Origin of the sequence: Niabella soli DSM 19437, from assembly GCF_000243115.2 — a bacterium.
GTDB lineage: Bacteria > Bacteroidota > Bacteroidia > Chitinophagales > Chitinophagaceae > Niabella > Niabella soli.
In genome coordinates, this window is record NZ_CP007035.1 from 4,339,972 (window position 1) to 4,354,062 (window position 14,091).

Annotated in this window: 11 protein-coding genes; 10 read left to right on the top strand and 1 reads right to left on the bottom strand. The window is 43.5% G+C overall.

The features are described from left to right. The first annotated feature begins 156 nt into the window (after positions 1-156). The 10 genes from NIASO_RS18235 to NIASO_RS18280 all read left to right on the top strand — a co-directional run bounded on the left by NIASO_RS18235 (position 157) and on the right by NIASO_RS18280 (position 12,761). Entirely contained in the window at positions 157-2,001 is a 1,845-nt protein-coding gene (locus tag NIASO_RS18235; RefSeq protein WP_008588434.1) for a type VI secretion system Vgr family protein, read from the top strand. A gap of 5 nt (positions 2,002-2,006) precedes the next feature. Then, positions 2,007-3,419, top strand: a complete 1,413-nt coding sequence (locus NIASO_RS18240) for a hypothetical protein (RefSeq protein WP_008588436.1) — start codon at positions 2,007-2,009, stop codon at positions 3,417-3,419. Next, the gene (locus NIASO_RS18245) at positions 3,419-3,781 is read left to right on the top strand and encodes a hypothetical protein (protein WP_008588438.1); all 363 of its coding nucleotides are present in this window, start codon (positions 3,419-3,421) and stop codon (positions 3,779-3,781) included. Before NIASO_RS18240 ends, NIASO_RS18245 begins: the two co-directional genes overlap by 1 nt. 159 nt (positions 3,782-3,940) lie before the next feature. Next, a complete protein-coding gene (locus NIASO_RS18250; RefSeq protein WP_025299130.1) occupies positions 3,941-4,783 on the top strand; it encodes a hypothetical protein in 843 nt (280 codons plus the stop codon). Beyond that, positions 4,776-5,249, top strand: a complete 474-nt coding sequence (locus tag NIASO_RS18255) for a DUF4280 domain-containing protein (protein ID WP_008588442.1) — start codon at positions 4,776-4,778, stop codon at positions 5,247-5,249. The genes NIASO_RS18250 and NIASO_RS18255 overlap by 8 nt, the downstream gene beginning before the upstream one ends. A gap of 10 nt (positions 5,250-5,259) precedes the next feature. Then, a complete protein-coding gene (locus tag NIASO_RS19820) occupies positions 5,260-7,470 on the top strand; it encodes a M23 family metallopeptidase (RefSeq protein WP_008588444.1) in 2,211 nt (736 codons plus the stop codon). Then, positions 7,457-8,350, top strand: coding sequence for a hypothetical protein (locus NIASO_RS18265; protein ID WP_008588447.1), 894 nt, complete (start codon positions 7,457-7,459; stop codon positions 8,348-8,350). Before NIASO_RS19820 ends, NIASO_RS18265 begins: the two co-directional genes overlap by 14 nt. Before the next feature lie 19 nt (positions 8,351-8,369). Further along, on the top strand, positions 8,370-9,917 hold the full coding sequence (locus NIASO_RS18270) for a YifB family Mg chelatase-like AAA ATPase (protein WP_008588449.1): 1,548 nt from the start codon (positions 8,370-8,372) through the stop codon (positions 9,915-9,917). A gap of 42 nt (positions 9,918-9,959) precedes the next feature. After that, a complete protein-coding gene (locus NIASO_RS18275) occupies positions 9,960-10,883 on the top strand; it encodes a hypothetical protein (protein ID WP_008588451.1) in 924 nt (307 codons plus the stop codon). Between the two features lie 75 nt (positions 10,884-10,958). Then, entirely contained in the window at positions 10,959-12,761 is a 1,803-nt protein-coding gene (locus NIASO_RS18280) for an ABC transporter ATP-binding protein (protein ID WP_025299133.1), read from the top strand. 116 nt (positions 12,762-12,877) lie between these two features. Here NIASO_RS18280 and NIASO_RS18285 read toward each other — a convergent pair whose 3' ends face one another. Next, a complete protein-coding gene (locus NIASO_RS18285; protein ID WP_008588454.1) occupies positions 12,878-14,005 on the bottom strand; it encodes a cysteine desulfurase family protein in 1,128 nt (375 codons plus the stop codon). Positions 14,006-14,091 lie beyond the last annotated feature (86 nt).

The following is a 14,091-nucleotide window of genomic DNA, read 5'->3' on the forward strand; positions in this document are numbered from 1 at the left end:
GTTGCAAAGTAGGGATTTTTTCTTTTGCCACTAAAACTCTGTGTTTCAGTGGTTCAGTGACGTTTGTCAATTTTTATCGGCAAACTGGCTTTTTTATCGTACATTTAGTCTGCTAAGAGCATATAACCTATTTAACCACAGACAAACCCTCATGCTATGCCCCAGTTAACCCAACCTATGTTCAGCATTAACGGTACACCGTTGCTGCAGTTTACTTCCTTTTGTTTACGACAAAGTATTTTCGATCATCATCAATTTACACTGACGGTTCCTGCCCAGGCAATTGATGGCAAGGCCGGAATGTTTACCCGCTCCGGGGATATGATCGGTGGTAGTTTCGGCGCGCGGATCGATGGGGTGGGGCTTTCGGGAACCGTACTTTTCAACGGCATCATTACCGGTGTGGAAACGGCGCGGTTCACGGGTCACCAGGGTGATGTGCTCATCACAGGTAACAGTCCTACCATCATAATGGACAGCGGCCCGCATTGCAAAAGCTGGGAGAAAAAAGCGATCAAAAATATTGCACAGGATGTGCTGAAGTTTTTCCCCCAAAACCTGCTCGAACCCCAAGTGCAGCCGTTATATGGCGCAACACTGGCCTATACCGTGCAGTATAAAGAAACGGCCTGGCAGTTTTTAAAACGGCTGACCGCCACTTTTGGGGAATGGTTGTTTTGGGATGGCAGAAACCTGGTGATCGGCCCTCCGCGCGACAGCAAAAAAACGTCGCTGGTATATGGACAGCATTTAAGCCGGTTTAACGTTGCGCTACAGGCGCGGCCCACTCAAATGCAATTGATGGCCTGGGATTATTTAAACAGCAAAATATATACAAGTGAACCGCAGGGCGTGGAGCAAAAAGCCGGCCTGAATGGTTGGGGCGAACAGGTGTATAAAGCAGCCCGGACGGTATACGGTACCCGACCCAAACAATGGAATAACCGGTTTTTGACGAATAAGAAACAACAGGATGATCTCGTGAATTTGCACAGCGCAATGGAAAGCAGCAAGCTGGTACGGTTCAATGGCCAGAGCGGCCACCCCGGCGTGGCCATTGGCACCCGGATCGATGTGAGCGGCAACAATGTTTTTACGACGGGCAACGAAGGGTATGGAGAATACCTGGTAACTGCTGTCAACCATTATGCAGATGGCCAGGGGCATTATGAGAATGATTTTACTGCGGTACCCTCAGGTATCAAAGTGCCGCCGGTAATAGTACCAGCGGACCCCGTCTGTGAAACGCAAAGCGCTATTGTGACGGATAATAACGATTATAATGGCCTGGGCAGGGTGCGGGTGAAATTTCACTGGATGAACGGATCGGAGCAAACGCCCTGGATCAGGGTGGCAAGCCCGCACGGCGGGGGTTCCAAGGGGCATTTTTTTATGCCGGAGATTGGTGAAGAGGTAATGGTTGGTTTTGAGAGTGATAGTGCCACCAAACCTTATGTGATCGGCACCGTATACCACGGCGCGGCAAATAACGGTTTCAGCAATGCCGGCAATGATATTAAAACTATTCAAACCCGGAGCGGCACCAAAATACGGATGAACGATGCTGAAGGTTCGGTATTTGTGGAGGATCCCAGCGGCAATACCTGGTTTATGGATGGCAAAGGAAATATCAATGTGAACGCGCCGGAAACGATGACATTTACGTGTAAGAATATGAACATTAATGTGCAGGAAAATATGAGCACTTATGTGGGGCAGGACAATTCGCAGACCGTTGGTATGAATAATACGATTGGTGTGGGGGCCAACCACAGCGCCAGTGTGGGAATGATGAACAGCCTTACAGTAGGTGGTGATAGCCTGCACACGATCACTGGCACTTTTACAGAAATGATCGAGGGGGATTTTATCTCGGAATCGAAGCAGGAGCGAAAGGAGATCAGTGAAAAGGGGATTGAGATTTCAAGCAATGACAGCATTGCCAAGCACGCTCAAAAGGAAATTCACAATAACAGCTTTGGAAACACAAAAGCCAACTAAAACCCATGAGCCACACAAGATATGTAAAAGGAAAAATCGTTAAGCGTACCGACGGCAGGCATAATATGTATGCACAGGAGTCGATCGTTTTTAACGCGGAAGACACTATTGATGAATGGGGAAAAGAAGGGGGCACGAGGTTTGGAGAGCCAGAGCGCTATCAGGGAAGGGACCAAGAATTTGAGATTACTTTTTCATTAGACAAGTCCGATAAAACATTTGTACCGCTGGGCGTATTGGACTTTAAAAATAATATTGAAAATGGATATTTTAAATTTAATTACAGCTTGTTTGGTGAAAGTATAGATTCGCTTGAGTTTAGAATATTGGATGATAATGGAAACGCCCTTTATATTGAGACCAATATTAAGCCCGTGACCATTCATGCTGATCAAAAACAATCGTTTCTGAATGATATGAAATCAAAGGCAAAACAAATTTCGGACCCAAGTGTAAAGAAAAATATTTTCGATATTAATTATGTATTACAGTCCTATACAGGAGTATCTGGCTATACAGAACCGGGGCACTACTCGATATATTGGGACGGGTTTACAGTAGATAAAGTATATGATAGCAGAAGTATTGCTGGGAAAAGATTGAAAGCAAAAATTACTGCCACAAAAAATGGTGTTTCTAAAAGTCTGGAACAAGAATTCTTTGTTGTGCCTAGTGATGTAGATTGGGTTGATGTGAGAATTGATAGGGCAAATAAGATGATAAATATTGATCTGAAAATTAATCTTAGAAATGGAGGCGCCGAAGGGCTAAACAAAGATGGCGATGTGTCAAAAGAGGCAGTTGATTACTATCACAAACCTCCATTAAATAAGCAAGCTGTATCCTATCAGGATTTAGAGGAGTATGCATTGGATGGAGTTGGGCAGTTTTGGTCGAGACATTCAGGGAATATTGGAAAAGGAATAATGATCGGAAAGGATCTGTATCAGGTGTTTGTAAGAGCAAATTCAGATGAGCATGGAATGTTAGCTCCCCGAATTATTTATCAAACAAATCAAGAAGAGGGAAGGTCCAGAAATTGGGAATTATCACGGATTTTATATTTTGCGGATGGATATATATATCATCCCGGATGGGGAAAATATCCCGGTTCCATTATTTTTAATACAAAAGGGTGGATGTTTGGTTCTAATATCCCGGATTTTAAAATGACCGCTGCACATGAAATCGGACATCAAATTCTATTAAGCTATGGTGGACAGGACTATTCTAAGAGCCACAAGAAATCTTCTACTATTTTTACACAAAAGGTGCTTGATGACTCCCCGTCTATTCCAACTGCTGGTGAAATTGACCTGATGAAATACTATCAAAATTATTATGATATTTCAAGAACTATAGCTGCGGAGTTTGATGTTGCAAAATTGATTTGGTTAACAAAATTAAAGATTCAGTAATGAAATATATAATCAGCCTCATGGTTCTTATGTTAACACTAGCTTGTAGTACTAAGCAATTTCTGTATCGTAAACCTGTTATAGGGTACGTTTATATAAAGGGTCATGCGGTTACTGCACTATCTGTACGCTATGACTCAACAGATGTTTTAAGTAGACAGGATGTTGTAACAGACTTAAATGGACGGTTTGTAATGCCCAAAGTTGTATTAAAAAATTATCAGGAGTTCAGGCGTATGAGTTCAAGAATTAATTCATGGCTGAATTTTTATAATAATGGGGGAAAAATATTTAGCATTGATCTTAAAAAATATGATCTGTCAAATGATACCATCAATGTCGGTAAAATAAATATTGAATGATATCGGTTCAGGGTTTAGATGCAGAGAGAGGAAAAGTTGAAAAAAAAGTATCAGAAAGAAGCAAGGCCATAAAGGAAGCCGGTTGACAATTAAGCGCATTTCGGAAGTAGCTTAACTATCCTTAATCCTTCATGTTTTAATTCCTTGATAAATGTAATCATGATAAAAGAAAAAAAATATCAGGATTGGCGATTTTTACAACAGTGGCCGGAAAGCCTGTCTCCTGGCAAAAGCTTTTATTATGATTATTGTGTAAGTACCGGCAATGAAGCAGCGGAGCAGTTCACAGCCACTATCAGGTTGACGGCGATTGTGGGCCAAGATGGTATAAGAAAAGGAATAATTTACGAGAGGGCTCCTATACTGGGTGGTAATATGAACCCATTCCTGGAGCTGGCTTATTTTTCAGGCAAATGCTTTTATCCGGTTCAGCTTTTTCAAAAGAACAATGAATGGGAGGTTGTAAATATAAATACGCTAAATGAAAACTGGCGGCAGATAAAAGAGCAATTATTGCTGGAGTTCGAAGGGGCTGTGACCGCTTCGGTGATCCGGCAGACAGAAGCTGTTTTGGAAAACCCCGTGCTGCTTGGAAAAATTTATGATGAAGACCTGTTTCTCAAGCTGTATTTTTTCTTGATCCGTGAACAACGGGCAACGGATACCTTCTTTCAATTTAGCCTGCCCCTGGTTCCAGATGCAGATGCTGTGTCGTTTAAAGGAATGCCTTCAGTTACATCAATTGAAGAGGACCTGATCTCGCTGTCCTTCGATGCGGAGTGTATGGACACCAGAACCCACGGAGCATTGATCTATGGGAAATGCAGGAGTGCATCCGCTACCCGGAATGAGTTAGCTGTTAAAGGCTTGGCCAGGTTCCGGTACCAGTTAGATGCGGGAACCTTGTTAATTAAAAAGATTACGGCCAATATTGAATTAAGTGAACCGTCCGGGGCACCAAAGTTCTGGCAAATAAAAATAAACACCTATAACTATGAATGAAAAACATGTAGTCGTGCAGGGGGCACTTTGCAAATGTCTTTATGGAACAGTTCCCGACGGGCTTTCTGTTCAATCGCATCACAAAGAAATGGCTAATGATGGAAGCGGGTCAAAAAAATTAATAGCCACCACAAAAGATACGGGTGCCACATTTAAAAACAACAGTTTTGGTTCCTGTGCTAAAATGAACCATAAGCCATGTAAACCGCTGGTACAGCAATGGGTGAATTTTTATGAGCGGGTAACGCTTACACACGGAGGAAATATTTTATTGGAAGACAGTAAAGCAGCTTGCGCCGTTGCGGGCGATGCCTGCATAAGTATTGCCTGGCATGGGCAAACAGGCGTTCCGGCCGCAAAACAGGCGGAGCAGTCAGATGAGTGCATGCTAAAAGAATGGAATCCTGCGATCAGCAAAGACGCAATTGAAGCGGAGCTAAATGAACATAATTGGGAAGCCCTTTAAATACCATCCTATGAGTACAAAAACAGGTGTGGCAGGCATCAGCGGAAACCACCATCCCCGTATAGGCGATAAGACGTCTTTTGATATAACGGGCTGGTACCCGGACACCCCGGCGCATTTGCGCCATGAAAAAAACATCACCTGGGAGCTTTTTAAGCGGCGCGATGACGGCCACTATACCACTACGGGTATCAAAAAGAAAGGAGAAAGTTTTTTCATCTTTGGGCAAACGGCTTTAGGACATCAGTACCGGGTGGAAGGCTATTTAACTCAACCCGAAGGAAGAGCACCCATGGCGATGGACGTGGTACCGGTTGATACCAATACTCCACATTTTACAGGGATTGAGATCTATGACGCCGCCGGCAACCGGGTAAAAGGCCCCCTGCAATATGGAATGAAAGTGAAGATAGTGGTATTGTCTGTAGGGATGCCCGGCAAAAATATCAAGATCAGTTTATGGGAGGATACGGGACCCAACTGGCCAAAGCTGCCCCACTATGCCGAAGGGGTTAAAGCTACCATCAATAAAAACGGGGTGGCAAAAGCAGAATTTGTTTTGAAGCCCGATTTTAAAAAGCTGACCGCCGCCGCAGATCAGTTGCATGCCTATTACATAACGGTGGAATACTGGAGCAGTCCGGATAAAAAGGCATTCCTGGCAAGTGATCATATCAACCTGATAAATCCGGATTTTCGGAAATACGACTTGTTTGAACGACCGAAGCCTGTAAAGACCGCCCTGCCTTTAAAGACACAACAGCAGGTAAAGGACCACCTGCCCACACCGGCGTTAAAAGCAACGGACTGGACGGAAAGCCCGTTATTCATTGCCGGCAGCGCCTTCCGTCAATGGACGGTGGCCAAGGGGAGCCAGAAGTATATGGTGGGAGGGAAGGAGACCGCAAGTAAAAATACAAAGTGCTTGTGTGAGGAATATGATTTGATTTGGGGAGACAAAGTATCGTGCGGATTTAGAAAAAAGGTTGTAGAAATTTCTAAAGAAATTTGGCCAAATGACTACCGGAATATGGCTAACAATTTAATGGCATGTATGGCTTTAGAAACTGGCGGAACTTTTAATCCACATGATTCCAATAAAAACGGGTATTTTGGTCTTATTGGATTTGGTGATGGGAGTGTAATGGATATTGGCACTACCCGTGAAAATATTATGACAATTGATGGAATATCGCAGTTGAATTGGGTTAAAAAAAGACTTCAGTATGTTCAGAAATACTTAATGAATAACGGGAAAGGAGGTGTTCTGCGAGACTTTACAGACCTTTACTTAGCAGTAATTTATCCTACAAAATCAGGATTACTCCAAAATGAAGATGCAAAAACAAAGATAATCTTCGATGCGTCTATAGACAAAAAGCATATGTTGGAGTACCGACAGAACCCGACATTTATGAAAGAACAAGGAGAATATAATAATAAACAGGAAGTCACATTTAAGCGAAGAGGAAAGGATGGTGAACTAAAAGATGTAACAGAGGTGTTACGGGGGTATGCTGAGGAAACTAAAGGGAAAACCTATCGATGGGAAATAACTGCTACTGTCGAAAGCTGGCATGAGAATGGGAAAAACAATAAAATAAATGTTTTCAGTTGTAAAGAACAGGAGCAAGACAGTAAATCTTCACAATGTCCTACTGACTGTTCGCAGTGTTTTGACTATGCCGATGTGTGGAATAATCCTGAAATCAGTGATGATAATGGTGGTAAAAACAATAATCGTTTTGGGTTTAATTCTAGTAGGGGGCACAAGGGCATTGATATTTTGTCTGGGCCTATGTATAAGACTGTACATTCGCTGATGTGTGGTGAAGTGGTTTCGGTGGTTGATACTTTTAAGACCAATGAATATAAAGAGCATAGTTTGGGGAATACACTTATGATTAAGTCTAAGGATAAAAATGGGAAAGAGGTTTTTATTTTGTACTGTCATCTCGATAAGATTTATGTTAAGAAAGCACAGAAAGTTAAACATGGGCAAGCAATAGCTCTTTCTGGTTCTACCGGAAATGCGTCATATGCTGGTCTGGCTAACGGTAAACCTGAGCACGGCATAAATAATAAATATTGGCACTGTCATATTGAAGCCGCAACAAAAGGAGAAGGGTATAATAATTTTTATTCGTTAGGAAGCTTTCGTATAAAAGCTGAAGATTATATGAAAACGAAATTTGATAAAAATGGAAATGCGATTAAATAAATCAATACTGCTTTTTTTTGTGTTGATCTTTTCCCTTTCATGCAATGGAATATCGCAGGCTGATAGGGGAAAAAATGAATTGGATAGTCAGTATAAGCATCCGGTTGATTTTTTGGACAAAAAGTATAGTTCAAAATATCAACTAATTATTGACGAATCTAATATATCTGATCATCCCTTTTTTAGTTATTTGGATTGTAAGAAAGAAGGATATTTTGTCGTGCATTATGTTCCGAAGTCAATAAAATTAAGAAATTTCTGGAAAAGCAAATTTTATGAGAATACGCGTTTAGATACTTATGATTTTGATAAAGATGATCAAAAGATCAGAAGCTTATTAAATAAGGATCTAAAGAGTTATAATATTTTCTGCGTCTATTTGAGCACCGAAGAATTGGATTCGAACGGAGATTGTACAAAGGAGACCGTTCATGCCAAAAAGGATGCAATCTCCCTTTTCTATATCTACAATCAGGATGATGGTAAATGGACAGAACTCAAAAGGCTGAAAATTGTAATGCTTCCTCCTTATGTCAACGACAGTTTTTTTGTACGTCAGTTCCCGGCCTTTTTCAACGTTGACAATAGCAATGTCAAAATTCCTAATAATATCTATGGTTTTTGCCATCCTGATATTCGAACGGATACAATTAAATCTGAAACTTGCTACGATATTAAAATTCAGGATACGGCTGCTATAGTTAAAGGAAACACATTAGAACACGTTGGTGAGTATAAGTTGTATTATACTAAACTTGGCGAAGCAGAATTAAGGAATTCAGAAGAGGGTGAATACGTTTTTAAAATAAGAAAGGATGGCGATGACTACTGGGTAATAGAAAAAGATGCTAGCCAATGGTACAAGTTAAAGAAGGAATAAAATAACCTATCTTCATAACATGTTGGTGAAAGTTAATGGTAGTGCGGTTTATGGCGTTGAAGCAATACCGATTATTGTGGAAGTAAACTGGATGGGCTCCGGAAAAGATCCTATGATTGTCGGCCTGCCCGATAATGCCGTAAAGGAGAGCCTGCAGCGCATAGAAAGTACTTTTAAAACGAACGGCTTTGAAATGCCACGCACCAAAATAGTAGTCAACATGGCTCCCGCAGACATTAAGAAAAGCGGTACTGCTTTTGATCTTCCCATCGCCATTGGAATATTAGCCGCATCAGAACAAATAGAAAATGCAGCAGCCCTTGCTAATTACGTGATCATGGGGGAACTGAGCCTTGATGGTGCCGTGCGGCCGATAAAAGGGGCATTGCCCATTGCCATCCAGGCACGCAAACAAGGGTTTAAAGGGCTCATTGTACCAAAGGTTAACGCGCGGGAGGCGGGTATCGTAAATAACCTGGAAGTATTTGGGGTGACAGATATCAATGAATTGGTCCGTTTTTTTGAGGACGGAGAAAAGGGTTTAACGCCGGAGGTAGTAGATACAAGGGATGAGTTTTTTCATTCTCAGTACGATTTTGAAATCGATTTTGCAGATGTAAAAGGCCAGGAAAACATAAAGAGAGCCATGGAAATTGCCGCGGCAGGCGGACATAATGCCATTCTGATTGGCCCTCCCGGGGCGGGCAAAACCATGCTGGCGAAGCGATTGCCTACCATCCTTCCGCCACTTACCTTGCAGGAGGCCCTGGAAACAACAAAGATCCATTCGGTAGCCGGTAAACTGCCGGAGAACGCCACGCTTATTTCCCGGCGGCCTTTTCGCTCACCCCACCACACGGTTTCCGACGTGGCTTTAGTGGGGGGTGGAGGAAACCCGCAACCCGGTGAGATCTCTTTGGCACATAACGGCGTGCTGTTCCTGGATGAACTGCCGGAGTTTAAACGAAGCGTACTGGAAGTAATGCGGCAACCCATGGAAGAACGCCGCGTTACCATTTCCCGTGCAAAAATGGCCATCGATTTTCCCGCCAGCTTTATGCTGATCGCCTCCATGAATCCCTGCCCCTGCGGGTTTCATAATCACCCCGAACGGGAATGCACCTGCCCTCCGGGTGCCGTGCAAAAATACCTGAATAAGATTTCGGGGCCATTGCTGGACCGCATCGATCTGCATGTAGAAGTAACGCCTGTTCCGTTTAGCGAATTGTCGGTCAAGAAGGAAGAGAAAGGCTCTTCGGAGATCCGGGAAAGAGTGATCCGCGCCCGGGAGCTCCAGGCGGAACGATACAAGGAAACGCCGGGTATTTACTGCAATGCTCAGATGAGCAGTAAGCAATTAAAAGAAATAGCTGTTATTGATACCATTGGTCATGCTTTATTAAAAAGGGCCATGGAAAAACTGAACCTTTCGGCCAGGGCTTATGATCGTATCCTTAAAGTATCCAGAACTATAGCCGACCTCGAAGAGTCGGAAGTGATTAAACCGGAGTATCTTGCAGAAGCGATCCAATACCGCAGCCTGGACCGGGAAGGCTGGAGTGGATGAAAAATAAAGAATAATAAATTTAGAACAAGGAATGTAAAGGATATGAATAAGAATTATTTTATTGCCATATGTGTTGTAATGCTTTTTTGCAGCGGTGCAGCGGCACAGGTTCACAAAGGGGAATCAGCCGTTGCGTACAATATTCCTTTTCATCTTACCGGTCATAACAATATTGTGATCAGCGCTGTTATAAACAATACGGATACCGTTAACCTGATGCTTCATACGGCGTCAAGCGATATTACATTAACGAAAGAGGGGCTTGCAAAAACAAAAACGATAAACATAACGGGCACTGTAGATAGCATAAAAAGCTGGGGCGGAAGCACTAATTCCTCTGGCTATAGTACCGGCAACAGACTTCAGTTGGCAGGCCAGCATTGGGACAAGGTTACGATTTGGGAAGATGAACTTTCCGGTCAGCAGACCGATGGAAAGATCGGCCTTAATTTTTTTGACAAAAAAATACTCGTATTTGATTTTGATAAAAACCAATTGACGGTAAAAAATGAGTTGCCCCGGAAGATAACCGGTTACCAAAAATTGAGACTGAGAGTGGCAAATGATAATTTGTTTATTAAGCTGATCTGCAAGGCGGGAGATGAAGCGTTTGAAAACGAGTTTCTGATCCATTCGGGGTACGGGGGCATCCTTTTGTTTGACGATGCAACAGTTCAAAATTACCGTCTTGATAAAAAGATTAGGATCACCGGGCGAAAACAATTGAAAGACGCATACGGAAATGTTTTAACAACCGTAAATGGGATTTTGCCACATTTGAATATGGGAAAGGTATCTGTTAAAAATGTTCCGGTTGGTTTTTTTACAGGTGCCATCGGAAGACAGCAAATGAGCGTTCTGGGAGGAGGGCTTTTAAAAAAATTTAACTTTGTTTTGGATAAAGAGCGTCAGAATTTATACATCAGGCCGAATCACTTTTACAATGCTCCCTTTCCGGCTACATAAACCTTAACCTAAATTATTTGTTATTAAAAATCCTTGATGCAACTTTGCATCTCGGGATTTTTAACAAGAAAGTATATGCGCATTCTTCTTCAATATTTAAAACCCTATAAATGGCTGGTGGCGCTGGCTTTGTTACTGGCGGCCATCAACCAGGTATTCTCGCTTTTTGCACCCATGATCAGCGGGCGGTTGCTGGACCTTTTCGCCAACCATCCGCATCATTTTGATAAGGCAAAAACCATCCCGCGCAGCGGCCATGAATATTTATTCGGCGGTAACGGCTATCGAGGTCTGATTTTCTTTTTATTGCTGTTAATTGGTACGGCCATGGTGAGCCGCATTGCCAAAGCCTTCCAGGACTATTTTGTAAATGTGGTGATCCAGAAATTTGGCGCTACCATTTTTACAGATGGACTAAAACATTCCATGCGGCTGCCCTATCAGGATTTTGAAGATCAGCGCAGTGGCGAGACACTTTCCATATTAACAAAAGTGCGTACGGATACGGAGAAATTTATTACCAATTTTATTAATGTGTTTTTTGCGATTATTGTCAGTATCGTTTTCGTGTCCATCTACGCCTTTCAGTTACATTGGGCCATTATGCCGGTGTATACGGTGGGCATTTTTGCCATTGCTGTTGTTACCAGTTTATTGAGCAAGCGCATCAAAGTGATCCAGCGGCGCATCGTTTCAGAAACAACAGCGCTGGCGGGCACTACAACGGAAAGCCTCCGGAATATTGAAATTGTGAAAAGCCTGGGATTGACCGAGCAGGAAGTGAAACGGTTAAATAACAACACTTTTAAGATCCTGGGGCTTGAGCTCAAAAAAGTAAAGAGTATCCGGGCGCTGAGTTTTATCCAGGGTACCATGGTTAACTTTTTGCAACAGGTTATTGCTTTCACCCTGCTATGGCTGATCTTTGGCGATGCCATTACACCGGGGCAATATTTATCGCTTTCATTTTACGGGTTCTTTATTTTCGGGCCGATGCAGGAAATGGGCAATATTATCATTTCTTATCGTGAAGCAGAGGCCTCGCTAAATAATTTTCATAACCTGATGTTACGCAAGGCGGAGCTGAAACCGCTTATGCCGAAGCATATTGGCCTGTTGGAACGGTTGCAATTTAAAACGGTGGCTTTCCGGCACCAGACGGCCCACTTTAATGCGCTGAATAATATTTCCTTTGATGTGAGCAAGGGTGAAACGATTGCTTTTGTAGGGCCGAGCGGTTCGGGGAAAAGCACCCTGGTTAAGTTACTGGTGGGCCTGTACCGGCCGGCAAAAGGGACCATTAATTATAACGGCATCGATGGAAATGATATTGACTTTGACGAGTTACGCCGGCAGTTGGGTTTTGTAACGCAGGACACACAGTTGTTCGCAGGCCCTATTAAAGATAACCTACTGTTTGTAAATCCCCGGGCAACGGAAGAACAGTTGCAGGCTGCATTGGAAAAAGCCAGTTGCCTGAAGTTACTGCAGCGCGCCGAAAATGGAATGAATACAGTTATTGGAGAAGGCGGATTGAAATTAAGCGGTGGCGAGCGTCAGCGTATTGCTATTGCCCGCGCCCTATTGCGTAACCCGCACCTGCTGATATTTGATGAGGCTACTTCGGCCCTCGATTCTATTACGGAGGAGGAAATAACCAAAACCATACGGGATGTGTCTTCCAAAGGCAACCAGATCACCGTTTTAATTGCCCACCGGCTGAGCACTATCATGCACGCCGATCGTATCTATGTTTTGGAGCGCGGCGATATTGTTGAAACGGGTAATCATGATGAGTTGCTGGAGCGTAAAGGGCTGTATTATGCGATGTGGCGGCAGCAGATAGGCGAGCGGCGGAAAGAAGTGCTGGTCGGTTGATATGTTAACAAGTTTATGGGTTGACAGGGCCCTTCAACCATCGTTGGTGTGGTGTGCGGAAAGAGTGTACGGGGCTCCTGTAAACCTATCAACATTTCAACCTGCCAACTGATCGTTTACATCAACTCCTTCAGCTTTTCAATCGTATAATCAACCTCTTCCTTTGTATTATACTTACTGAAAGAAAAGCGTACGGGTACGGTATCAGCACTGTTATTCAGGGCTGCAATTACGTGTGACCCCTGGCTGGCCCCGCTGCTGCAGGCGCTTCCGCCGGAAACACAAATGCCATTAATATCCAGGTTAAATAACAACATCTCCGATCGGTCTGTTTTTGGAAAAGAAGCACTCAGCACGGTGTACAGGCAACTGCCGTTATAATCGCCATTGAATGTCACCAAGGGGATGGCTTCCTGCAATTGTCCGATCATATAGGCTTTCAGCTCTTTGATATAAGCCGATTCCTTTTCATAATGGGTCATGGCGGCGTCCAGTGCTTTTGCAAAGCCAACGATGCCATAAACATTTTCGGTGCCCGCACGCATATTACGTTCCTGGCCGCCCCCATAAATAAAGGGTTTTATTTGCAGCTTGCTGTTGACATACAAAATGCCGGCGCCCTTAGGACCGTGAAATTTGTGCCCGGAGGCCGAAATAAAATCAATGTCGATCCGTTGCAGGTCAATCGGGTAATGCCCTACGGTCTGTACGCAATCGGAATGAAAAACAGCGTCATATTTTCTGCACAATGCACTCACCGCATTAATAGAGAGCAAATTTCCTATTTCGTTATTGGCGTGCATCAGGCTAACCAGGCACTTTTTACCAATGGTGGCCAGTTGCGCTTCCAGATCTTTTAGATCTACATGTCCGTTGGGCAATAACTTCACCAGACTATGGGTAATGGCGTTTCCATCGCAGTAATGTTCCACCGTATGTAGCACGGCATGGTGCTCGATGGGCGAGGTGATGATGTGCGTGCAACCCAGGTCGCGAAGGGAAGCACTGATAGCGGTATTATTGCTTTCCGTGCCGCCGCTGGTAAAGAATATTTCGCCGGGTTTTACATTTAAATGTTTTGCCACGGTTTTGCGGGCGGTTTCCACTGCAAGCCGGGTCTCCCGTCCGTACGAATACACGGAAGAGGGGTTTCCAAAGCTTGTGGTCATATAAGGGAGCATTGCATCCAGCACTTCTTTATCCAGGCTGGTGGTAGCGGCATTGTCTAAATAAATTATTGTCATCTAACGTCCTCCTTTTACCCGGGTTGTCTCTCCCCGTAAAAAATGAGCCGCAAAGTTACGAAAGCCTTGGCATATGATTTTTGTAG

Bases quoted from the DNA above. Each gene is read 5' to 3' on its own strand.
- NIASO_RS18235 (WP_008588434.1), top strand. From the start codon at position 157: ATGCCCCAGTTAACCCAACCTATGTTCAGCATTAACGGTACACCGTTG.
- NIASO_RS18240 (WP_008588436.1), top strand. From the start codon at position 2,007: ATGAGCCACACAAGATATGTAAAAGGAAAAATCGTTAAGCGTACCGAC.
- NIASO_RS18245 (WP_008588438.1), top strand. From the start codon at position 3,419: ATGAAATATATAATCAGCCTCATGGTTCTTATGTTAACACTAGCTTGT.
- NIASO_RS18250 (WP_025299130.1), top strand. From the start codon at position 3,941: ATGATAAAAGAAAAAAAATATCAGGATTGGCGATTTTTACAACAGTGG.
- NIASO_RS18255 (WP_008588442.1), top strand. From the start codon at position 4,776: ATGAATGAAAAACATGTAGTCGTGCAGGGGGCACTTTGCAAATGTCTT.
- NIASO_RS19820 (WP_008588444.1), top strand. From the start codon at position 5,260: ATGAGTACAAAAACAGGTGTGGCAGGCATCAGCGGAAACCACCATCCC.
- NIASO_RS18265 (WP_008588447.1), top strand. From the start codon at position 7,457: ATGCGATTAAATAAATCAATACTGCTTTTTTTTGTGTTGATCTTTTCC.
- NIASO_RS18270 (WP_008588449.1), top strand. From the start codon at position 8,370: ATGTTGGTGAAAGTTAATGGTAGTGCGGTTTATGGCGTTGAAGCAATA.
- NIASO_RS18275 (WP_008588451.1), top strand. From the start codon at position 9,960: ATGAATAAGAATTATTTTATTGCCATATGTGTTGTAATGCTTTTTTGC.
- NIASO_RS18280 (WP_025299133.1), top strand. From the start codon at position 10,959: ATGCGCATTCTTCTTCAATATTTAAAACCCTATAAATGGCTGGTGGCG.
- NIASO_RS18285 (WP_008588454.1), bottom strand. From the start codon at position 14,005: ATGACAATAATTTATTTAGACAATGCCGCTACCACCAGCCTGGATAAA.